The sequence below is a fragment of the Leucobacter tenebrionis genome, from assembly GCF_019884725.1.
Classification (GTDB): Bacteria; Actinomycetota; Actinomycetes; order Actinomycetales; family Microbacteriaceae; genus Leucobacter; species Leucobacter tenebrionis.
In genome coordinates, this window is the sequence record NZ_CP082322.1 from 2,870,388 (window position 1) to 2,891,936 (window position 21,549).

At 67.7% G+C, this 21,549-nt stretch carries 22 protein-coding genes; 16 read left to right on the forward strand and 6 right to left on the reverse strand.

Annotated features, from left to right (window positions below; translation table 11 throughout):
* Window positions 1-7 precede the first annotated feature (7 nt).
* Window positions 8-1,576 carry an SLC13 family permease gene (locus KVY00_RS13215; RefSeq protein ID WP_223043335.1) on the reverse strand — a complete coding sequence of 523 codons (1,569 nt, stop codon included), beginning with the start codon at window positions 1,574-1,576 and terminating at the stop codon, window positions 8-10.
* Between the two features lie 164 nt (window positions 1,577-1,740).
* On the opposite strand from KVY00_RS13215, the gene KVY00_RS13220 reads away from it, so the two are divergent.
* The 10 genes from KVY00_RS13220 (at window position 1,741) to KVY00_RS13265 (ending at window position 10,328) form a co-directional block, all read left to right on the forward strand.
* Window positions 1,741-3,399, forward strand: a complete 1,659-nt coding sequence (locus KVY00_RS13220; RefSeq protein ID WP_223043336.1) for an AbgT family transporter — start codon at window positions 1,741-1,743, stop codon at window positions 3,397-3,399.
* 40 nt (window positions 3,400-3,439) lie between these two features.
* Window positions 3,440-4,954 carry a leucyl aminopeptidase gene (locus KVY00_RS13225; protein ID WP_223043337.1) on the forward strand — a complete coding sequence of 505 codons (1,515 nt, stop codon included), beginning with the start codon at window positions 3,440-3,442 and terminating at the stop codon, window positions 4,952-4,954.
* Between the two features lie 2 nt (window positions 4,955-4,956).
* The gene (locus KVY00_RS13230) at window positions 4,957-5,361 is read left to right on the forward strand and encodes a hypothetical protein (RefSeq protein WP_223043338.1); all 405 of its coding nucleotides are present in this window, start codon (window positions 4,957-4,959) and stop codon (window positions 5,359-5,361) included.
* Window positions 5,358-5,618 carry an SHOCT domain-containing protein gene (locus KVY00_RS13235; RefSeq protein WP_223043339.1) on the forward strand — a complete coding sequence of 87 codons (261 nt, stop codon included), beginning with the start codon at window positions 5,358-5,360 and terminating at the stop codon, window positions 5,616-5,618. Before KVY00_RS13230 ends, KVY00_RS13235 begins: the two co-directional genes overlap by 4 nt.
* Before the next feature lie 63 nt (window positions 5,619-5,681).
* Window positions 5,682-6,080 carry an SHOCT domain-containing protein gene (locus KVY00_RS13240; protein ID WP_223043340.1) on the forward strand — a complete coding sequence of 133 codons (399 nt, stop codon included), beginning with the start codon at window positions 5,682-5,684 and terminating at the stop codon, window positions 6,078-6,080.
* On the forward strand, window positions 6,080-6,430 hold the full coding sequence (locus KVY00_RS13245; RefSeq protein WP_223043341.1) for an META domain-containing protein: 351 nt from the start codon (window positions 6,080-6,082) through the stop codon (window positions 6,428-6,430). Before KVY00_RS13240 ends, KVY00_RS13245 begins: the two co-directional genes overlap by 1 nt.
* 6 nt (window positions 6,431-6,436) lie before the next feature.
* Window positions 6,437-6,970: a hypothetical protein gene (locus KVY00_RS13250; RefSeq protein WP_223043342.1), complete on the forward strand. Its 534-nt coding sequence runs from the start codon at window positions 6,437-6,439 to the stop codon at window positions 6,968-6,970.
* Window positions 6,971-7,108: 138 nt separating this feature from the next.
* On the forward strand, window positions 7,109-8,257 hold the full coding sequence (locus KVY00_RS13255) for a sensor histidine kinase (RefSeq protein ID WP_223043343.1): 1,149 nt from the start codon (window positions 7,109-7,111) through the stop codon (window positions 8,255-8,257).
* Window positions 8,254-9,267, forward strand: a complete 1,014-nt coding sequence (locus tag KVY00_RS13260) for a hypothetical protein (protein WP_223043344.1) — start codon at window positions 8,254-8,256, stop codon at window positions 9,265-9,267. The genes KVY00_RS13255 and KVY00_RS13260 overlap by 4 nt, the downstream gene beginning before the upstream one ends.
* A 206-nt stretch (window positions 9,268-9,473) precedes the next feature.
* Window positions 9,474-10,328: an SDR family NAD(P)-dependent oxidoreductase gene (locus tag KVY00_RS13265; protein WP_255572650.1), complete on the forward strand. Its 855-nt coding sequence runs from the start codon at window positions 9,474-9,476 to the stop codon at window positions 10,326-10,328.
* Here the strand turns inward: KVY00_RS13265 and KVY00_RS13270 are convergent.
* Together KVY00_RS13270 and KVY00_RS13275 are read right to left on the reverse strand one after the other, a co-directional pair.
* A complete protein-coding gene (locus KVY00_RS13270; RefSeq protein WP_223043345.1) occupies window positions 10,318-11,772 on the reverse strand; it encodes a sensor histidine kinase in 1,455 nt (484 codons plus the stop codon). The genes KVY00_RS13265 and KVY00_RS13270 overlap by 11 nt on opposite strands.
* Window positions 11,769-12,500: a response regulator transcription factor gene (locus tag KVY00_RS13275; protein WP_223043346.1), complete on the reverse strand. Its 732-nt coding sequence runs from the start codon at window positions 12,498-12,500 to the stop codon at window positions 11,769-11,771. The genes KVY00_RS13270 and KVY00_RS13275 overlap by 4 nt, the downstream gene beginning before the upstream one ends.
* Before the next feature lie 150 nt (window positions 12,501-12,650).
* Between KVY00_RS13275 and KVY00_RS13280 the strand changes: the two genes are divergently transcribed.
* The 5 genes from KVY00_RS13280 to KVY00_RS13300 are packed head-to-tail and all read left to right on the forward strand — an operon-like array spanning window position 12,651 to window position 17,485.
* Window positions 12,651-13,901 carry a DUF3500 domain-containing protein gene (locus tag KVY00_RS13280; RefSeq protein ID WP_223043347.1) on the forward strand — a complete coding sequence of 417 codons (1,251 nt, stop codon included), beginning with the start codon at window positions 12,651-12,653 and terminating at the stop codon, window positions 13,899-13,901.
* A gap of 3 nt (window positions 13,902-13,904) precedes the next feature.
* Window positions 13,905-14,495, forward strand: a complete 591-nt coding sequence (locus KVY00_RS13285; protein WP_223043348.1) for a DUF4956 domain-containing protein — start codon at window positions 13,905-13,907, stop codon at window positions 14,493-14,495.
* Window positions 14,495-15,352, forward strand: coding sequence for a polyphosphate polymerase domain-containing protein (locus KVY00_RS13290; RefSeq protein ID WP_255572651.1), 858 nt, complete (start codon window positions 14,495-14,497; stop codon window positions 15,350-15,352). Before KVY00_RS13285 ends, KVY00_RS13290 begins: the two co-directional genes overlap by 1 nt.
* On the forward strand, window positions 15,349-16,818 hold the full coding sequence (locus tag KVY00_RS13295; RefSeq protein ID WP_223043349.1) for a carbohydrate-binding domain-containing protein: 1,470 nt from the start codon (window positions 15,349-15,351) through the stop codon (window positions 16,816-16,818). Before KVY00_RS13290 ends, KVY00_RS13295 begins: the two co-directional genes overlap by 4 nt.
* Window positions 16,819-16,855: 37 nt before the next feature.
* Window positions 16,856-17,485: a CotH family protein gene (locus tag KVY00_RS13300; RefSeq protein WP_223043350.1), complete on the forward strand. Its 630-nt coding sequence runs from the start codon at window positions 16,856-16,858 to the stop codon at window positions 17,483-17,485.
* 210 nt (window positions 17,486-17,695) lie between these two features.
* Here KVY00_RS13300 and KVY00_RS13305 read toward each other — a convergent pair whose 3' ends face one another.
* On the reverse strand, window positions 17,696-18,373 hold the full coding sequence (locus KVY00_RS13305; RefSeq protein WP_223043351.1) for a VTT domain-containing protein: 678 nt from the start codon (window positions 18,371-18,373) through the stop codon (window positions 17,696-17,698).
* 270 nt (window positions 18,374-18,643) lie between these two features.
* On the opposite strand from KVY00_RS13305, the gene KVY00_RS13310 reads away from it, so the two are divergent.
* A complete protein-coding gene (locus KVY00_RS13310) occupies window positions 18,644-19,564 on the forward strand; it encodes an alpha/beta fold hydrolase (protein WP_223043352.1) in 921 nt (306 codons plus the stop codon).
* A 139-nt stretch (window positions 19,565-19,703) separates the two neighbouring features.
* Here KVY00_RS13310 and KVY00_RS13315 read toward each other — a convergent pair whose 3' ends face one another.
* Window positions 19,704-20,348, reverse strand: a complete 645-nt coding sequence (locus KVY00_RS13315) for a DUF1801 domain-containing protein (RefSeq protein WP_223043353.1) — start codon at window positions 20,346-20,348, stop codon at window positions 19,704-19,706.
* Between the two features lie 347 nt (window positions 20,349-20,695).
* Entirely contained in the window at window positions 20,696-21,523 is an 828-nt protein-coding gene (locus tag KVY00_RS13320) for a TrmH family RNA methyltransferase (protein ID WP_223043354.1), read from the reverse strand.
* Between the last annotated feature and the right edge of the window lie 26 nt (window positions 21,524-21,549).

Consider the following 21,549-nt stretch of genomic DNA (forward strand, 5'->3'; position numbering starts at 1 on the left):
CGGGCGCTCAGATCCGGAACGGCCAGATGAGCGGCACCCAGAACACAGCGACGAGGAAGAACAGAGCCGCAAACGGCAGCCCGAACCTCGAGTAGTCCCCGAAGCGATAGCGGCCGGGTTCCATCACCATCAGGTTCGCCGGCGTGGCGACCGGGGTGAGGAATGCCGCAGCGCCGATGACGGTGAGGCCCATGAGGAACGGCAGCGGGGAGACGTGCATGCCGTCGGCGAGCGCGGTCGCGATGGGGATCATGATGAGCACGGTCGCGGTGTTGCTGATGAGCTGCCCCAGTATGAGGGAGACGAGTGCTATCGCCCCGAGCGCTGCGGTCGGCCCGAACCCGCCGACCAGAGACTGGAGCTGGTCGGCGATGAGTTGCGCGGCACCGGTCGACTGGAACGCGGCAGACAGCGGGATCATGCCGGCGACGAGCACGACCGTCGTCCAGGAGATCGCCCGGTACGCCTGGGCCGGAGTGATCACCTTGAGAATGATGAGCGCGCATGCGGCGAGGAGGCCGGCGACGGCCGCAGGAACGACTCCCGTGACGAGGAGCATCACCATACCCGCTGTGACGGCGAGCGTCCGTTTCGCTCCGCGGCCGAGCGGCACGCTGCGGCGCAGGCGATCGGGACGCTCGACGACGAGTACCTCGCGACCGTCTGACGTGTGCCGGGTGAGGTCTTCCCAGGCGCCGTCGAGCAGGAGCACATCCCCGGCCTGGAGCCGGATGCCTGCTCCGGACAGCAGGGTATCGCCTCTGCGGGCGGCGCGAATGACGAGGTCTCCGCTCGGCGTGCACATCCCCGGGTAGACGTGCAGGCCGATCAGCGGCGACCGAGGGGAGACGAGGACTTCGGTGACGCCGCGTTCTGCTGAAACAGTGAAAGCGTCTCCGTCGAGGTCGTATTCGGCACGCAGGAGCCTGGCGAACTGCTGGAGATCCAGCGGAGCGCGGTAGGGCGGTCGTTTCGGGAGCAGGCGCGGCCCGAGCAGCACGATGATCGCGGCGCTGCCGACGACGAGCGGGAGCCCTGCGAGGGCGAACTCGAAGAACCCGAATTGTCGGGCTCCGGCGTCGCGGGCCGCTTCGGAGACGAGAATGTTCACCGGGGTGCCGGTGAGGGCGAGCATCGAACCGGCGTGCGCGGAGAACGCGAGCGGCAGCAGCATCTGGGACGGGGCGATGCCGGCCCGTGTCGCCACCACTACGACCAGCGGCAGGAACGCCGCGACCGATCCGTTCACGCTGATCAGGGCCGTGACGACCGCGGTGAGCAGGCACAGCACGATCGTGAGCGGGACACGTCGTGCGCCCGCCCGGGAGATGACCTGCTGCCCGGCCCACGCGATGATCCCGGATGCCTCCAATGCCTCGCTGACGACGAAGAGCGCCGCGATGAACAGCACCGTCGGATCTCCGAACCCTGCGAGCGCGGATCCGAGGTCGAGGACGCCGGTGAGGTACAGCGCGAGAGACACCCCGATGGCGGTCACCCCGAGCGGCACCGCATTGGAGATGAACGCGATCACCGCCAGCGCCAGGATGACGAGAACGACGACGATCGGGTCCATAGCTGCTGAGCGTAGTCGCGCGGAAGGGGAGGCTCATACCGGACACCCCATGTTCTGGGGGGTGTGATTTGCCGGGTCTCGCGGCACTCGAAATCATGGCCTCACAGGCTCCTGTGAATTCCGCAAGAGCGCCGAGCTCCGCAGCAGAAAGGAGGGGCCATCGCATGGACGCCCTTGCCGACGCCGCCCCCGCGGCGCAACAAAAAGGCTTTCTGAACTGGATCGAGAAGGTCGGGAACAGGATCCCGAACCCGACGATCATGTTCGTCTACCTCATCGGGCTCATCGCAGTGCTCTCGGCCCTCCTGTCCTGGGCCGGGGTGTCGGTCACGGACGAGGTCGTCACGCCCGTGCCGAAAGACGAGTTCTCGCAGATCAATGAGAATCTAGGCGGTACGTGGTCGATCTACGACTCCACCACGGGCGAACCGGCGGAGGTGCCGGACTACATCGTCGAGGAACAGACCTTCGAGGTGCAGAACCTGCTCTCGGTCGACGGGCTCCGCTTCTTCTTCACCTCCTTCGTCGACAACTTCGCCGGATTCGGTGTCGTCGCCGTGGTGCTGATCGCGATGGCCGGCGTCGGCGTGGCCGAGCACGCGGGCATGATGGGCGCCCTCATCCGGCGAGTGGTGAAGGTCGCCCCGCGTCGCTGGCTCGCGTTCATCCTCATCTTCGTCGGCGTGCTCTCCTCTGTCGCGACCGACGCCGGATACCTGATCCTCGTGCCGCTCGCCGCAGCCGCCTTCTTCACCGTCGGCCGGCATCCGCTCGCGGGACTCGCGGCGGCGTTCGCGAGCGTGGGCGCGATCTTCGCGGTGAACCTGCTGATCACGCCGACGGACAGCATGCTCGTCGAGATCACGAACGAGGTGCTCGCGACCGCGGGCATGGAGACGCTCGAGGTGACGCAGAACTACTACTTCTCCGTCGCCTCATCGATCCTCATGGCGATCGTCGCGCTGCTCGTCACGGTCTTCGTCACCGAGAAACGGCTCGGGGCCTACGATCGCTCCCAGTACGCCGGTGCTGAGAGCGATGACGAGATCGACCATGACGCCGAGGCTCGGGGCCTCAAGTTCGCGTTCTGGGCGCTGATCGGCTTCATCGTCGTCATCGCCGCGCTCACAGCTCCTCCAGGTGCTCCGCTGCGCGACCCCGAGACGGGCGCGATCATCGGCACCACCCCCTTCATGGCGAGCCTCGTGTTCATCATCTCGCTCGGATTCCTCGTCTGCGGCGTCGCCTACGGGGCCGGGGCGCGGACGCTGAGGGGCGGATCCGCCGCGGTCGGCGCGATCGCGAAGACCTTCGCCAGCCTCGGTGGGCTGCTCGTGATGTTCCTGATGATCGCCCAGTTCATCGCCCTGTTCAACTGGTCGAACCTGCCCACTGTGGCCGCGGTGTCCGCTGCGGAATTGCTGCAGCAGGCGAACGTGCCTGCGATCGTGCTGCTGGTCGCGTTCATCGTCGTGATCGTGCTGCTCGACTTCATCCTGCCCGGTCTGGTGCCGAAGTGGGTGATCTTCGCGCCGGTGTTCATCCCGATCTTCGCGTCGCTCGATGTCGCCCCGCAGACGTTGCTCGCCGCTTACCGCGTCGGCGACTCGCCCGTCAACGTCCTCACCCCGCTGATGGTGTACCTGCCGTTCATGGTCACCGTGGCGCAGCGGTACCGGAAGGACGCCGGTATCGGCACCATCATCGCGCTCATGATCCCGTACGCCGTCTGGATCTTCCTCTCCTGGACCGCGCTCTACGTGGTCTGGTTCCTCACCGGCATCCCGTGGGGGCCGGGCGCCCCCGTCCAGCTCGGCGGCTGACCGCCCGCCGTCCATCCCGATCGACGAAGGAGCAGAACTCATGCAACGCAGCCCGAACAAGCTCATCCCGAACGACCTCGCCACCGTTCCCGGCCTCGACGCCCTCGGTCTCGCGCAGGTGCGACTCGGCGCGGCGGATGCGCAGCCGGAGGTCCTCGGCGTCGGCGTCACCGCGGACGCCGACGTCCCGGCGCAGATCGGTCTCTCCCGTGAGGCGCTGACCAGTCTCGGCTTCGAGGCGAAGCCCGGCCAGACCCTCCTGCTGCCCCGATCCGAGGAGCCGGATCTCATCGCGGTCGGCCTCGGCGAGACCGCGGAACTGACCGCCGCCGGCGTGCGTGACGGGGCCGCGGCCCTGGTGCGCGCGGCGGCTTCGCGGGCGAGCATCGCTGTGCGATTCGTCGCGGAGGCACTGGATCGGACCGTGCTCGTGCGGTCCATCGTGGAGGGCGCACTGCTCGCGCGGTACCGCTACTCGGTGCTGCAATCGGACGCGAAGCGGATCGACCTGACCGAACTCGTCATCGAGGGCGCTGACGAGGCCGACCGGGGTGCGGTCGATACCGGGCTCGTGGCGGTGCGCGCCGCGGTCGTCGCACGGGATCTCGCGAACACTCCGCCCGGGCACCTCACCGCCACGAACATGGGCGAGATAGCGGTCGAGCTGGGCGACAGGTTCGGCTTCGACGTCGAGGTTCATGACAAGCAGCAGCTCATCGATCTGGGCTGCGGCGGACTGCTCGGCGTCAATCAGGGCTCCATCGAGGAGCCGCGCATGATCGTGCTGCGCTACCGCCCCGAGGAAGAGCCCACCGGCAGACTCGGCCTCATCGGCAAGGGCATCATGTACGACTCCGGCGGCATCAGTCTGAAGCCGTCGGACCCGATGCACCTGCTCATGAAGATGGACATGGGCGGGGCCGCGGCCGTGCTCGGCGCCTTCACCGGACTGCGCGATGCCGGCGCGTCGGTCGAGGTCGTCGGGTGGCTGATGTGCACGGACAACATGCCCTCGAGCACCGCCTATAAGCTCGGCGACGTGCTCACCGCGCGGAACGGCACCACGATCGAGGTGAAGAACACCGATGCCGAGGGACGGCTCGCCATGAGCGACGCCTTCGCACTCGCCAACGAGGATCGGGTCGACGCGATCGTCGATATCGCGACGCTCACCGGAGCCGCGCTCGTCTCCCTCGGCGGGCACGTCGCCGCGCTCCTCGGCAACGACGACCGGATGATCGATGCGGTCCGCGCTGCCTCGGACGAGACGGACGAGCAAGTATGGCAGTTGCCGCTGGTGCGGAAGTACCGTCCCCAGCTCGACTCCGACATCGCCGACATCTCGAACCTCGGAGGCCCCTTCGCCGGGACCATCACGGCCGCGCTCTTCCTCGACCACTTCGCAGGCAAGACGCCGTGGGCGCATCTCGACATCGCAGGCACCATGCAGGTGGAGAAGGACGACTCCTGGCGAACCCGCGGCGCGACCGGATTCGGGGCTCGCCTGCTCCTGCAGTTCGCAACGGACTTCACCGCACCGGACCGGGAGGAGTGACGATGGCAGATGCCACCTATGCAGGGCCCGTGAGCTTCACCGTGTTCACGTTGCCCGCCCCGCCGGATCTCGCCGGGATCACCGCCGAACTCACCAGGCTCGCGGCGGACCGTCGGGCCGAGATCCTCGACGTCGAACTCGTGGGCCGTGCGGAGGACGGTTCCGTACAGCGCTTCGAGCTCAGCGAGGGCCTCGCACCCGCGGAGACCGGGCTGCTCGACGAGGGGGATCTCGAGACGGTCGCGCGAGAGCTCCCGGACGGGCGGCTCGCGTTCGTCGTCGTCTACGAGGACCGCTTGCTCGCCGGCCTCGCCGCACAGGTCGCCGCCGTCGGCGGCACGGAACTGTGGGTCGGCGGCGTCGATCCCGACGACCTCGACGAACAGCACCAGGAGAGTGCGCCATGAGTCTGCTTCGCACCGCCGCCCGTGCCTCGGTCGCCGCCCGTGCCGTCGGCCGCGTGCAGCGGCGTCAACAGGCGGCCTGGGCCGCGCAAGATGCCGGGCACGCCGCTGCGGCCCCGGTCGCCTCACCGTCGCCCGCCGCACCGTCGGGCGGTTCCCAGGCGCTCATCGACCAGCTGGCTCAGCTCGGTCAATTGCGTGACGCTGGGGTGCTCACCGCCGAGGAGTTCGACGCCCAGAAGCAGCGCTTGCTCGCGTGAACCCGAAGCCAACTACCCCCAATAGCATGAACGCCCGAAATCGGGTGTGAGAAAGGAAGCGCAATGTCATTCTGGTCGAACATCTGGGATGCGATCTGGTGGATGCTCACGATCTTCGTGTTCATCGCCTACCTCATGGCCTTGTTCTCGATCATCAGCGACCTGTTCCGCGACCGGAAGCTGAACGGCTTCGCGAAAGCGATCTGGCTGATCTTCCTGGTCTTCCTCCCGTTCCTCACCGCGCTCGTGTACCTCATCGCCCGTGGTCGCGGGATGGGTGAACGCGCGCAGGCGCAGGCGGATCAGGCGCAGCAGGCCACCGAGTCGTACATCCGATCCGTCGCCGCGGAAACCACCCCGACCGATGAGATCGCTCGTGCCAAGCAGTTGCTCGATGCCGGTGCGATCAGCGAAGACGAGTACGCCTCTCTCAAAGCGGCAGCACTGGCGAGGGTGCGATGATGCGCGGCCGGACCGTTCTCGCGGCCGTCGCCGTCGCCGCAGCCGCCCTGCTGACGGGCTGCTCGGGCGCATCCGGCGCGGCCGGCACTTGGGGATCGGACGCGGAGGGTGAGCCGCAGCTCGTACTCGACCAAGACGGCACCCTGACCGGCACCGACGGCTGCAACCGTCTGAACGGAGACTGGACGGAAAAGGATGAGACGATCTCATTCGGCGAGATCGCGTCCACGACGATGGCCTGTCCCGATGTCGATACCTGGCTGTCGGGGATGAGCACCGCCACCCGAGACGGGAGCACTCTGCACATCTTCGACGCTGACGGGGCCGAGATCGGCACTCTGCAGCAGTAACCCGCGATGATCGAAGCGGCAGGAGCAGCGGCAGCCCCGCCCGTTCGTCTCGGGCGGGGCTCACGGCTCGGCGCGTTCGCGTCGTCGTCGGAGGGGATCTACGGGCTGATCCTCGTCGGCGGCATGATCGTGGTGAGCCGGGATCTCACGGGCTCCTCCGGTGAGGCGCTCCTCATCGTGGCGGTGACCCTCATCGTGTTCTTCATCGCGCACGTGTATGCGGGCGCGCTCGCCCGACTCGCGGCACCCGGCACCACCCACCTCGGCTCCGCGATCCGGCACAGCGTCAGAGAATCCCTCGGTCTGCTCCTGATCGGCGTGCTCCCGATTCTCGCCCTCGGCCTCGGAGTCATCGGCCTGCTCCGGCATGCGGACGCTGTCTGGCTCGCCCTCATCCTCGACGGTGCGCTGCTCGGGGCGCTCGGCTGGGTGATCACCGCCGCCCGTACGAACTCGTGGTGGGGTCGGGCCGGAGGTGCCGTCCTGACCGCCGCGATCGGGGCGGTCCTGATGCTGTTGAAGGTCCTGATCCATCACTAGACCGCTCCCAGCAGCCCCGGACGTCGATCCTGCGATGCAACAGGGGCTGCGCGGAAGAGCGCAGGTGCTTCGGACGGTGCGACAGAGGAGAATGGCGAGCACGCCGTCAGTGCTGCAGCTGCGGGAGGAGGACAGGGCGTGAACCGTGCATTCGAGCCCGTCGATCGTCCGCTCGGGCAACTCGTCGCCGTGCTGGGCCTGCTGGTCGCCGGCATGCTCTATATCCGCGTGTATGACGCCGTACCGGCGATGTCGCTGTGGTGGCATCTCCTGATCCTCGCCGGGATCCTGCCGACCGTCACGGTCGCCCTCTTGAGCCCCGTACTGCCGCTGCAACTCCTGCGTGCACTGTGGATCACGATCCCCGCACTCGGGTATCTCACGACGCTGCTCACCTTCTTCGCGTACGAGGGCGGCGAAGCCGGCACGTTCGTCGCCCTGCAGTGGTGGATGTGCATGAGCTACGCGAGTTTCCTCGCGGTATGGCTGCGGCCCGGACCGGCGATCGGCGTCGCGGCGACGGCGGGACTGCTCCCCGGGATCTCAGCCGTCCTCGGACTCGGCTACCTTCCCGCGGGGGCGGGACGGTTCGTGCTCGTCCAGATGGGGTTCTTCGTGTTCGCGAGCATCTTCGCCGCGATGCGGGCGGAGATGATCCGCTACCACGAGGCCCAGCAGATCGCGAAAGCCGAGCAGATCGCGTCAGCCTTCGCCGCGGCGCGTGCGCGTGCGGATGCCTGGTTCGTGCGGTTCGTTCACGACCACGTACTCGCGACCCTGGCAGCGGCGATCCGATTCACCGGCCCGCCTCCGCAGGAGGTCAGCGCGTCGGCGCGTCGCACCTTGCAGATGCTGCAGGATCCCGGGGTGCCGGGCGGATCCTCCTCACCGGATCTCTCTCCGATGGAGCTCGCGCACCGCCTGAGCGCACAGCTCGACACGATGCTCTGGCACCTGGTGCTGACCCCGGCAGCAGGGTTCGAAGAAATTCCCGCCGATGCTGCCCGAGCCCTCGAGGACGCGTCGGCGGAAGCAGTGCGCAACAGTCTCCGCCACGCCGGCGATCCGGTCCCCCGGAGGTTCACCGCTCAGCTCTCAGCACGACGGGTATCGATCCTCATCGAGGACGACGGGGCCGGCTTCGACATGGCCGCCTCTTTCGCTCAGCGGCTCGGTATCCGCGCGAGTATCGTGCAGCGGATGCGCGAGGTCGACGGCGGAAGCGCCACGGTCACCTCGTCGCCCGGCCGCGGCACGACGGTGCGCCTGGAATGGCGGCGGCCATGAACGGCCCCCGCGGCGACTCCACCCGGGGCTCGGGCCTGGGCACCCGAGGCGGGCGATGGGCGCTCCTCTCCTTCTGCACCCTGTACGTCCTCCACGACCTGCTCATCGGAAACTGGCAGGACCACCCGTGGATGCTCTGGTGCTACCTCGCCGGCTACCTCGGAGCACTCCTCGTCACGACCCCCGGAACCGCCCCGCTGTCGAAGGCCCGCTCATCGCTGCTCGTCGTCTGCCTCGTCGTCGCCAGCGCTGCGATCCTGAGCAACGGAGTCATCACCGATTCGTTCTACTACTTCAGCTACATCTCCTTCCTCCTCGGCATGGCTGCGGCGCGCGACAACCCTGTCGCCGCAGGCATCGGCGGTGTCGCACTCCTCACCTTCGGAGCCGTATACGTGCAAGCGCAGGACGGGCCGCCCGCCGCCTATAACGAGCTCCTCACCCTGCCGCTGCTCGGGATACTGGTCGGCTACCTCATCCGATGGTGGTTCCGCCGCATGATCCGCGCCGAACAGTCCTTCCGCAGCGAAGCAGAACGCGCCAAACTCGCCGCGCTCGCATCCGAGGCGAGCATCACTGCGAGTCGAGCGGAATACGCGAGCATCAGCCGTGACGCCGGACCGCTGCTCGAGCATCTCGCGCGCGGTGACGACGTGACTGCTGCGCAGCAGCGAGCCTTCAGCGTCGCGGAGGCGCAGATCCGCGACCGGCTCGTCGCTCCGGGAATGCTCAGCCCGCCGCTGATGGACGCCGTGCGGCATCACCGCAACCGGGGCGCCGTGGTGGTGCTCCTGGGCCACGTGCAGGCTGCCGGAGATCCGATGCTGCTGCCTGAACCCGTGGGCGAGCGCCTGGTCAGTGACCTGACCGAGGTCGTAGACGCGATTCGCATCACGATTCGACAGCATCCCCCGACCTCGGCGATCGCGTGCACCCTGCTGGTCGAGACCGCTATCGGGCGCACGCTGCGCCGCTACGGCCGCGACGGACAGACCGTCGGGCAAGCCTGACCCGGGCGCGCTACTCCGAGGCGCCCGTATCGAGGCCTGACAGCACCGGCGCAGCACACCGTCTGGCCACCGGGGAGAGGGGCGGGGAATCACGGATCCTGTCGCCGCGGGCACCTTCTGCAGGACGTGATCCCGGTTCGTCGATCCGTACGTCTGCGAGTCGAGGAGTATCGTGAGCGATATTCGACGACTGGGAGGAGCGTGCGATGAGCGAGAACCGGGTGGCGGTGGTGACGGGAGCGGCGCGGGGGATCGGCCGCGCCACGGCGGTCGCGTTCGCGAAGGCCGGATACCGGGTCGCGGGCGCGGACATCGCGGCGCTCGCGAGCTCGGCCATGGATTACGAGCCGGCCAGCGCCGAGGATCTCGCCGAGACCGGCCGGCTCGTGGGGGAGGCCGGCGCGGAGTGGCTGCCGGTGGTCTTCGACCAGCGCGACAAAGAGGCCGTGCGCGAGGGCTTCGCGCAGGTCGTCGACCGGTTCGGCGGCGTCGATGTCGTATTCGCGAACGCGGGCGTGCAGGGCTTCGCTCCGCTGCTCGAGATGAGCGACGAGCTATGGAACGACCAGATCGACATCAACCTCACGGGCACCGCGAATGTCCTCCGCGTCGCCGCGCCGCTGCTGGTCGAGCGCGGCGGAGGGCGGATCATCATCACCTCTTCGACCCAGGGTCAGCACGGCACACTCGACGGCAGCGGCTACTCGGCGTCGAAGTGGGGGCTCATCGGGCTCATGAAGTCCGCGGCGCTGGAACTCGGGCAGTACGGGATCACCGTCAACGCCGTGATCCCCGGCCTGATCAACACGGCCCTCACCCGTCACGAGGACCGCTACGCGCAGATCATCCGCACCGGCGGCAACGAGCCCACCGGCGACGTGGCGAGGGACGAGCAGACCACGGCGGATGCGCAGCGCAAGAAGCTGCCGCTGGGGGTGCCGTGGGTCGAGCCGGAGGACGTCGCCCCGCTCGTGGTGTTTCTCGCATCGGAAGAGGCCCGCATGGTCAGCGGCACGAGCTTTGCGGCGACCGGCGGTGACAGCGCCAACATCACCGCTTAAACGTGGCAGGGGGAAGCACGACGACGAACACCGTCCCGCTGGCGTTGCTCGTGACCTCGATGGCGCCGCCGTGCGCCTGGACGATCGCCGAAGCGATTGAGAGCCCCAAGCCGGTACTCCCCGACGCCCGGTTGCGCGAGACGTCGCCTCGGGTGAAACGATCGAAGAGTCGCGGCAGCAGTGCCGGGTCGATGCCGGGGCCGTCATCGGCCACGGTGACCACCACTCGATCCGCCTCCTGCCGCACGGTAGTGGTCACCCGTGTGCCGGGCGGCGTATGCGCTCCTGCGTTGCCCAGCAGATTGATGAAGACCTGCCGCAGCCGGTACTCGTCGCCGATCACCTCGATCGACTCGTCGACCTCGACCGACCACTCGTGATCCGGGTGCGCCGCGTGGGCATCTCCGGCCGCCTCGATCGCCAGCAGGGCGACATCGACCGGCTCGCGTCGCAGCGGCTGCCCCGCGTCGAGTCTCGCGAGCAGCAGCAGGTCCTCGACGAGGGTGCCCATACGTTCGGCCTCGGACTCGATCCGGTCGAGTGACCGCACCTGGGTGACAGTCTTCTCGCTGTCCTCTCCCTGGGCGAGTTGCGCGTAGCCGCGGATGGAGGCGAGCGGGGTGCGCAGCTCGTGGCTGGCGTCGGCGATGAATGCGCGCAGCCGATCCTCGCTCTCCTGCCTCGCCCCGAGCGCTTGTTCGACATGGCCGAGCAGCGTGTCGAGGGCGGCTCCGACCCGCCCGACCTCGGTGCGGGGGTCGTCGGAGAGCCCGGCGCGCTCGGGAACCGTCACCGCCCCCGCCGCGAGCGGGCGTAGCGAGACGCGCTCGGCGGTGTCGGCGACCCGTCGCAGCGGTCGCAGCGTGCGGGTGACGAGCCACGCGACGCCCGCCACCATGATGAGCAGTGCGGTACCCATGACGGCGGCGAGGATCCCGCCGAGGGAGGTCATTGTCGCGGTCACATCCCGCAACGACAGGCCGGACACCACGGTCGAAGTGGCGACCGTTTGCGCTGCGATGCGGAACGAGCCGAGCGAAGCTCCGAGATCGACCGTCGTCGGCCCCCGGTCCGTCTCTATCACGGATCGGATCTCTTCCAGCTGCGAGGCCGTCAGCGAGACGACACGACCCGCCGGCGTGACATAGGCGGAGCGGGTGGCCGTCCCGTCTGCGGCGAAGACGATCTCGAGCGTGTCGATCCGCTGACGAGGGCCGGCACCGCTTGGTGGCCTGGAATCAGGGGCGCCGTCCGGAGACGCCCCCTGCGGCCCCACGGCCAGTTCCAGGCCGGTGCGCACATCCTGGTCGAGACGCTCGTACAGGGAAGCCCGAAGCGAGAACAGAGTCGCGGCGGACGAGAGGAGCAGCGCGAGCAGCGCCAGCCCAGTAGTGCCGATGATGAGTCGCCGCCGCAAACTCCAAGAACGCAGCGGAGATCTCATGCGTCGTTGTCCCTGATCGTGTAGCCGACGCTGCGCACGGTGTGGATCAGCGGCGGGCCGAGCGTGTCGATCTTCTTGCGCAGGTAGGAGATGTAGATCTCGACCACCCCGGATTTGCCGCCGAAGTCGTAGCTCCACACGTTCTCGAGGATCTGCGCCCGAGTGAGCACCTGCCCTGTGTTCTGCATGAGGTAGCGCAGCAGCTCGAACTCCTTGGCCGTCAGCTGGATCGGTGCACCGCCTCGGTGCACCCGGTAGCTGCGCTCGTCGAGGCTGAGGTCGCCGACCGTGAGGGGCCCGTCGTCGTTCGTCGCCCCGACATAGCGCCGCGCCATGCCGCGCACGCGGGCGACGACCTCGCGCAGATGGAACGGCTTGGTGACGTAGTCGTCGCCGCCCGCCGTGATCGCGTCGATCCGGTCGTCGACCCCGTCCTTCGCGGTCAGGAACAGCACCGGCACATCGTTCCCCGCCGTTCTGAGGCGGCGCAGCACCTCGAGACCGTCGATGCCCGGCATCATGACGTCGAGCACCACGACATCCGGACCGACCTCGCGCACGGTGTTCAGCGCTTCCTGCCCGTTCGCGGCCGTCTCCACCAGCCAGCCCTCGTTGCTCAATGCCATGTGCAGCAGTTCGGTGAGGTTCCGCTCGTCATCCGCCACCACCGCGCGCACGGGCGAACCATCGGGTCGGGTGAAGCGCTGCACGGAGCTCGAGTCGTTCATACCTCCAGTCTCGCCTACCGCGGCAGTCTCGCACAGGAAACACGAGCCCTGCACGACGAGTCTTATGCGCCGTTTGGAAGCTTCTTATCGTTCGTGAATATTTCGTCGCTTGTATCGACGTCACCAGCACTCTTACGAAGGAGCACCCCGATGTTGACATCACAGACGAAGCAGCGGACGCTGAGCGTCGCTGCGATCACGCTTGCTGCCGGCCTGCTGTTCACCGGCTGCGCGACCGGCGTCGAGAGCACCGGGTCGACTACCGGTTTGAGCACCGTGGCGACGTCGGCCTACTCGAGCGATAGTGCCGATGCGACCACCACGAGCCAGACCATCTCGGACACCTCCGCTGCGGCCGAAGCGTTCCTCGCAACCCTGTCCGATGAGCAGCGCGAGGCCGTGCTGTACGACTACGACGACGAGACCAAGACGACCTCGTGGTCGAACTTCCCCGTCACATTCGTCGAGCGCGCGGGCCTCAACCTGAACGACCTGACCGATGAGCAGCGGGCCGCAGCCTTGGAGGTGCTTGAAGCGCTGCTGAGCGACGAGGCCTACTCGACCGTCACCGGGATCATGGGCGGCGACGAGTATCTGCTCGAGTATTCGAGCAGCACCGAGACGTCGCTGGGTCAGTACTACATCGCGTTCTTCGGCGACCCGACGAGTGACAGCGCCTATGAGGTACAGTTCGGCGGCCACCACCTCGGCATCAACGCCACCCTCGACGCCGACGCCGACGCGATCACCTTCGCTCCCACCCACCTGGGCGTGCAGCCGGCCGTGTACACGGACGCTGACGGCAACGAGGTGCAGCCCTTCGACGGCATCTACACCGACGCGTTCGCGTTCTTCGACAGTCTCACCGCCGAGCAACAGGCGACGCTCACCTCTGGCGATGTCAGCATGTGCGCTCCCGGCGGCACCTGCGATTTCGCCGCCGGCGACGGCCTGATGGCGGCCGATCTGACCGATGAGCAGAAGCAACTGCTGCTGGATCTCATCATGAACTGGGCGGGTATGGCCGACGAGCAGACCACCGAGGCTGCTCGCGCGGAGATCGAGGCGACCCTCGACGACACGGTCGTCGCGTGGAGCGGTGAGACCGTCTACGACATGAGCACCGGGAACGGCATCAGCTTCTCGATCTCCGGCCCGAACGTCTACGTCGCGTTCCAGGCGCAACCGGATTCGGTGGGCGCCGACGTCGACGGCGTCACCACTGCCGGGTGGGGGCACGTGCACACCATCTACCGCGACCCGACGAACGACTACGCGAACAGTGTCGAGCAGCAGGAGACGTCGGGACCCGGCGGTGGGGCGCCAGGGGGAGGCGAGATGCCCTCGGGCGGCCCCGGAGACGGCGGCACCCGTCCGGGGCTGCCCGGATCGGAGAACTGAGCCGTGGATGTCAACACGCTCATCCCCGTCGGCGTCGACCTCGTCGCCGCCCTCATCCTCACGCTCGGCGTCTACTATCCGCGGCATCGGCGCAGGGATCTCGTCGTCGCGTTCCTCGGTGTGAACGTCGGCGTCCTCGCCGTCGCCTCGATGCTCAGCGAGGCCGGTATCGCGGCCGGCCTCGGCCTGGGCCTCTTCGGAGTCCTGAGCATCATCCGCCTGCGCTCTTCCGAGATCTCCCAGCGCGAAGTCGCCTACTACTTCGCGGCGCTCGCGACCGGGCTCCTCGGAGGTCTCGGCTCCGGGAACCCGGTGCTCGCCTCCGCGTTGATCACTCTGATTCTCGCCGTCATGTGGGTGGTGGATCACCCGGCCCTGCTCGCCGGCAGCAGGCATCAGCTGGTGAGGATCGACCGCGCGATCCCGGACGAAGGCGACCTACGGACGGAGATCGAAGCGCGCCTCGGAGCGACAGTCACCTCGCTGACCGTGCAGCAGCTGGATCTGGTGAACGACTCGACGCTGGTCGACGTGCGGTTCCGGCTCGAACCCGCTCGCGCACGGCCGGCGCGAGAGAGGACGGAGGCGGTGTGATGGACATCCGGATGAAGGGCACCGGCGTCGAAGCAGGCACCGGGCACGCGCAGGTGATCGGCTTCGAGGGTCTCGCATCGATCAGCCTCGAGGGACTCATCGCACAGGCGGCGCTCCTGCAGCGCGTCGACCGCAAGTACCTGGTGCCGGCTGCGGACGCGGCCGTGATCCTGGACGGGATCGACCGACGCAGCCGAGTGCTCGAGATCGGCGGGCGTCGCGGCTTCGCCTACGACTCCGTGTATTTCGACACTCCCGATCATCTGAGCTACCGGCTCACGGCGCAGCGCCGCAGGCGCCGCTTCAAACTCCGCACCCGCAGCTACCTGGACACCGGCACCGCCTACCTGGAGCTGAAGACGAAGAGCGGACGCGGCAGCACGGTGAAGGACCGAGTGCCGTACGATCCGCATAACCGCGAGAAGCTCACGGACGAAGGCCGCGAGTACGTCTCGGCGCTCCTCGAACAGCACGGGCATAATCCTCGCCTGGTCGAGCGACTGCGCCCGTCGCTCGTGAGCCGCTATCGGCGCGCCACCCTGCTGCTGCCGTGCGGCAGCCGGGCCACCATCGACACCGAACTGCGCTGGACGACAGCTGACGGCGAGCAACGGACGGCGCTTCCCGGACACGTCATCATCGAGACGAAATCGCTACGCCGCCCGAGCGAACTCGACCGAACCCTGTGGTGCGCGGGATATCGGCCGAGCGGCCTGAGCAAGTTCGGCACCGGAACCGCCGCTCTGCATCCAGAGCTCCCCAGCAACAAGTGGGCGCGCACTCTGCGCGGTGCCTTCTCAGCACAATCGACCGCCGCGGCGTACTCCCACGCCCCGACGCCAGGAGGAACATCATGAAACGACCGCTGCTCACCTTCGCCTCGCTGCTGCTCGCGGGCGGCCTCCTCGCCGGCTGCACCGCGATCTCCGACGGCAGCGCCGCGCTCACCGGCAGCACCGCCGAGGCCGCGACCGCCGAGACCGCGACATCCGCGCTGACGGCCTTCACCGGCGACCTCAGCCCCGACGCGGTGCTCGCCGACAACGCCGACTACACCACAGTGAACGACGACGAATGGTCGGTATCGGACGCCGTCGACGTGGCTCTGAACGGATCCGGCGCGACGAGCGAATCGTCCGCCGTGACGAGCGCCGGATCGACCGTCACGATCGGCGAGGCCGGCGTCTACCGGCTCAGCGGCACGCTCGACGGGCAGCTCGTCGTCGACGCCCCGGAGGACGCCGTGGTGGTGCTCATCCTCGACGGCGTCACGATCACCAACGACACTGGATCCGCAATCACGGTGGCGAGTGCTGACGACGTCGGGATCCACCTGGCCGAGGGCAGCGAGAACACCGTCTCCGACACCTCCTCCTACGCCGAGGACGCCTCCGGAAAGGCCGCGATCTTCTCGGCGGCCGACCTCACCGTCTCCGGCACCGGCTCCCTCACCGTGCACGGCAACGGCAATGACGGCATCGCGAGCAAGGACGACCTCGTCATCCTCTCCGGCGACATCGCAGTGACCGCGGTCGACGACGCGCTCCGCGGTAAGGACGCGCTCGTGGTCGAGGGCGGCACGCTGTCACTCACCGCGGCCGAAGGCGACGGGATGAAGAGCAACCACGACAGCGACGAGACCAGGGGATACATCCTCATCACGGGCGGCACGATCGACATCACTGCGGGCGACGACGGCATCCAGGCCGAGACCGACACGATCGTCACCGGCGGCACCATCACCGTCGCGGTCGCCGACGACGGTATCAAGGGTGAACTCATCGTCTCGGTCTCAGGCGGGGACATCACCGTCTTAGAGTCCACCGAGGCGATCGAAGCGGTGAACGTCGCGATCTTCGACGGAACGATCGATGTCACCGCCTCGGACGACGGCGTCAACGCCGCAGGTCTGAACGACGGCACCCAGAACCGGGAGGCCGACACCGGCGAGCGCCTCGAGATCTCGGGCGGCACGATCACGGTGCACGCGGGCACCGACGGGCTCGACTCGAACGGCACCATCACGATCACCGGAGGCGATCTCTCGATCACGAGCGCCGATAACGGCGGCGATACTCCGCTCGACGCCAACGGCGAGATCACGGTGGCCGACGGTGTCACCATCACCGCGAACGGCGCCGAGTGGGATCCCGACACAGCGGGTCAGATGGGTGCGCCCGGTGGCGGTCAAATGCCCGGCGGTGGTCAGATGCCCGGTGGTGACCAGATGCCCGGTGGTGGTCAGATGCCCGGTGGCGACCAAATGCCCGGCGGCGGGAACGGCGGCCCCGTCAGTGGCCAGGCGTCCGGCAACGGGTCGTAACGACTTGCGGCATCACGTCGAACCACTCATCGACGGCGTGAGCTTCGAGAATGTGGGCCTCAAGTTGAAGGGCAATTCGAGTCTGCGCGGCATCTCGGCCCAGTCCGATCCCGCGACCCTGCCGTGGATCATCCGGCTCGATAGATTCGTCGACGACCGGACCTGGGACGGGTGGAGCGAGCCCGTGGTCCACGCCAACAGTTCGGAGACCTCTCTCAACGAGGCCATCGCGCTCAGCCTGTTCGCCGAAACAGGCCTCGCAGCCGAGGCCGCCGTCTCGTCATCGTTCTCGGTCAACGGCGGCGGCTCGGCACTGCGCCTGATCGTGCAGAACTCCAACGAGCAATGGACGGAGACGAACTTCGGGGAAGGCGCGCTGCTCTACAAATCGGAGGGCGACGGGGGCGAAGACTTCGGCGGCGGGCAAGGCGGCATGAGCCGGAGCAACGTGCTCGCGGAGCGATTCCGAGCGAACGAGGAATTCGGGCACACGATCGACGATGCAGCATCGGCCCTCCAGGCCGAGCTGATCGACAGCGGCCGCGCCGCCGAGAGCCTGGACCAGCGGCAGAACACGCTGACCGGTGGGGCGGTGGGAGAGGTCGTCTCCGCCGACACCGTCCGCAGCGAGGCCTCCCAGATCGCCGAGGCGCTGGGCATCGAGTAGGCCGAGTCACAACCGCGAAGGCCGCGATGATCCCGAGCATCACGAGCGGGTACTGGATCGTGAGCCTGATCACGGTGCGGCGGACGATCACACGCTATTCCTACCTGAAACCGCCCGACCCAGCCGGTAGCCGCGACCGCGCACCGTCGCAATCGGATCCTCCGCGACAAGAACACCCGCATGTGAGCAGAATACGACGCTGCGCCCTCGTCAAGCTGTGCGGCGGCCTTTCTTCCAGGCGGAGAATGCCCGGATCGCCTCGAGCAGGATCGGGATGCCGGGGATGAGCACGAGCACGATGATGAAGAGTTCGCTGTACTCGCGGACGAACGGGATCCGGCCGAGGAAGTAGCCGAGCAGCGTCACCCCGACGCCCCACAGCAGCGCCCCCACGCCGTTGTAGACGACGAATCGACGGTAGGACATGTGACCGACGCCCGCCGCCGCGGGAACGAACGCACGGATCACCGGCAGGAACCGCGCGATGATGATCGCCTTCGGGCCGTGCTTCTCGAAGAACGCGTGCGTGCGCTCCACGTTTGCGGGGTTGAAGAAGCGGCTTTTCTCACGGTTGAAGATCGCCGGCCCCAACCTGCGTCCGAGCATGAATCCCATCTGGTCGCCCGCGAAGGCGAAGAGGAAGAGCGCGGCACAGGTGAGCCAGATGGGCACATCGATGATCCCCGTGGCGCTGAAGAGGCCGACGGTGAAGAGCAGAGAATCCCCGGGGAGGAACGCGAGTACGACGACCCCCGTCTCGAGGAAGACGAACGCGCACGCGAGGATCAGCGCAGCCCAACCGCCTGCGTTGAGCAGGGTCTCGGGGTCGAGCCAGTCGATCCCGAGCAGAGCGGGCACGATGCCGGGAGCGGCGAAGAACGGTGTCACGGGGTTCCTCTCGAAACAGGGGCGTCGCGGAGTGCGAGCCGTGCGCTACGACGGCAGGGCCGCACCTACTCTTCCCGATACTCCCGACTTCTGACTGAGAAGTCGCCCCAGGCGACGCAACCGCCACGGCGAGAAGGCAGCATGTCGGGCTCGCCCACGGGGGTTCGTTCCAAGACGAGTTCGAGGGATCGTGCCGATCCGCACATATCGGTCGTCCGGCTCCCGTGAAAGAATCGTGGTGCCGGGCGACAACGCGGGAGGAGCACGATCATGACTCGTACTCCCGTCATGGGGCCTCTCATCCCGCCGGGGGCCGAGTCGCGATGTATCGACACGAGCCTCGGGAGGGTGCACCTGCTGCACGCAGGTACCCCGCACGCCGAGCGCGTTCCGCTGGTGCTCGTGCACGGCGGCGGGGGCGATGCCGCGTCTGTTTCCTGGTACCGCCTGATCGAGCCGCTCTCCCGAGGCAGGGAGGTGTGGGCGATCGATCTGCCCGGCTTCGGCGGCAGCATGGACCTCGACGGCGTGGGCAGCGCCGCCCGCATGGCCGGGATCGTCTCCGAGGTCATCGACAGAGCGGTCGGTGCGCCTGTTGCGGCGATCGGCGTCTCGATGGGCGGGGACGTGGTGCTGAATCTCGGCCTCGATCATCCGGAATGCGTGCGGGGTATCGTCGCCATCGCGCCCGGGGGTCTGCTCTCCCGGTTCCGCTCTCCCGTGGTCCATGCGCTCACCTGGTGGGCGACACGCTGGCCGGACTGGCTGATGCTGCCGCTCAGCCGGGTCGCGAACCGCTTCGTCCGAAGTTCGCTGCGCGCGATGGTGCGCGATCCCGAGGTCATTCCGCCCGAGGTCGTCGAGGAGTTCGTGCGCCTCTCCCGGCATCCTCGAGGTGCGATCGGCTATTTGCGCTACAACCAGGCCTCCATCGGGCGCGGACGCATGCTGAACGATCTCACCGGTCGTATCGGCGAGCTGCGCATGCCGGCGCTGTTCTTCCACGGGATGGAGGATCCGCTGGTGAATCCTCAGGACTCCGTGCGCGCGGCGGCGGCGATCCCCGGCGCGAAGCTCGTGCTGCAACCCGATTGCGGGCACTGGGCCCAGCTCGAAGCGCACGACGCGTTCCTCGCGGCGCTCCTCCCGTTCCTGGACGAGATCGACGGACAGGATCGCGGAGGGCCATGACGAGCGAGCGTGCATCTCGTCGTACGGCGGCGCGCGAGCTGTTCGCCGAGCCTCATGACATCGCCCGCGCACACGTCAGGGTATTCGCCCGGTAGAAGGCAGATCCTGCGGGTGCGCTAGAGCCGCCTGCGCGGCGTCCTCACTCACCCCGGAAACTCAGCCCCCTGGCTTCGAGCTCCTCGCCCAGAATCCGGATCGCCTTCGGGCCGACACCGTGCAGAGCGAGAAGCTCTTTCTTCGTGCGTTCCGCAAGCTGTTCGAACCTCGTGATGCCTTCGGCGGAGAGAGCACGCAGGGCTACCTTGCCGAGCGAAGACGGGAACCCGTCGGTCTCTGCCGTTTCGGAGCCTGCCGGGGACGAGGTCTCCGACTCAGCCTCGGGATCAGGGAAGGGCATGGCGGCGATCCACTGCCGAAGGATCGCTGTCAACGCCTCGCGCGCGGCGCATACGTCTTCGATGGAACTGAACAGCGCGACCGCGCGATCCGACCCTTTCCAGGTCAGCAGCCCCGTCGGATCCTCGACATGCTCCCGCATCGGGAGCGGCGTCTCGCGTTTCGCCGCTCCAGTGTGGAGCACGAGGCGGATGCCGCCCTTGCGTTCGATACCCGTGGTGGCGAAGTGCTCGACGATACGGTAGCTGGGCGCGTTCCACTTGATCTCTCCGACGACGCGGCCGTCGGACTGCTCGATGATCCTGCACAGTTCCGCGAGGAGCGGCACCCGGTCATCGGACATCTCTCGGAGCCAGGCCTCCACCGCCTGTTGGGTGCTGCTGGGCATGATCCTTCTCCTCCGCTCCGCATCTGTCATCTCGACCTCGAGACCGGCAGAGGTCCCATCGTTGTCGGTTCAGGAGAGCTTAGCCGGGGTGAAGCGCAAAAGTCGGAGGCGGTGATCGGTCGGCACCCCGCGAGCCTCGAACGCTATGGTTGCGTCTCCCGCCGCCGTAGCACTACGGAAGGCCGGTTTTCGGGGGCTTCAGCTGGACCCGCGTGGTCTGGAATACGCCGATGTCCTCCGATGCGATGAGCAGTATGCGAGCGACCGCTATCGGTCCAGAACAATCGTGCTTTAGATTCCTGATCGACGGGCCGTGCGCAGAGCGCATGGCAGATCCGGTGGGTTCATCATCGACTGCGCTGGCGCTCGTACAGGGCGATGCCCGCGGCGACTGACACGTTCAACGACTCCACGTCGGGCGACATGGGAACCGCGTACCGGTGCGTAGCGATGCTCGTGAGCTCTCCGGATGCGCCGGCCCGTTCCGAGCCCAGCAGTACCGCGATCCGTCCCCGCAACCTTGAGATCGTTTCGAGAGAGGTGCCGGCATCCGCGCTCAGGCTGGCGAGCGGGATCCGCTCCGCCCGGAGAAAGCGGGCGAGTTCGGTTCGTGTCGTGATGAGTGCCGGGATTGTGAAGACGAGCCCTCGGCTGGCGCGGATCAGCCTTCGATCGTAGACCGTGGTCAGGCCGCTGTCGATGAGCACGATGCCGGCGGTGTCGAAGGCGCGGGCTGAGCGGAGGATCGCGCCGATGTTGCCCGCGATCCGGACGCCGTCGAGCACGAGCACATCTCCGCGGCGGGTGCTGAGATCGCGCCAGCTCGTAGGCGCGGGTGCCTGTGCGAGCGCGAACAGCCGAGCGGCTTTCTCCCGTCCGAAGACCGATCGCGCCACCTCGTCGCCGAGGACATGCAGTGAGATCGAGGGGATGCCCTGCTGCAGTCGACGAGCCGCTTCTGCGTACCCGGCAGTCGCGTACAGCGCGAGTAGACGAAGCCCTGCGCGGAGTGCCTGTGCGATGTTCTCTTCATCGTCGATGAGGATCGTCCTGGGGCGGGCGGTCTGCGAGCGAAGCACGTCGGTGATTCTCCTCACCGCCGGATGCCGGAGGTTCTCGATGATCCCCGTGGACGCGCCATTCGTAGCGCTTGCGTCGAGTAGGGTACCGGTCATGCATTCAGCGTCGGCCCTCACGCAGC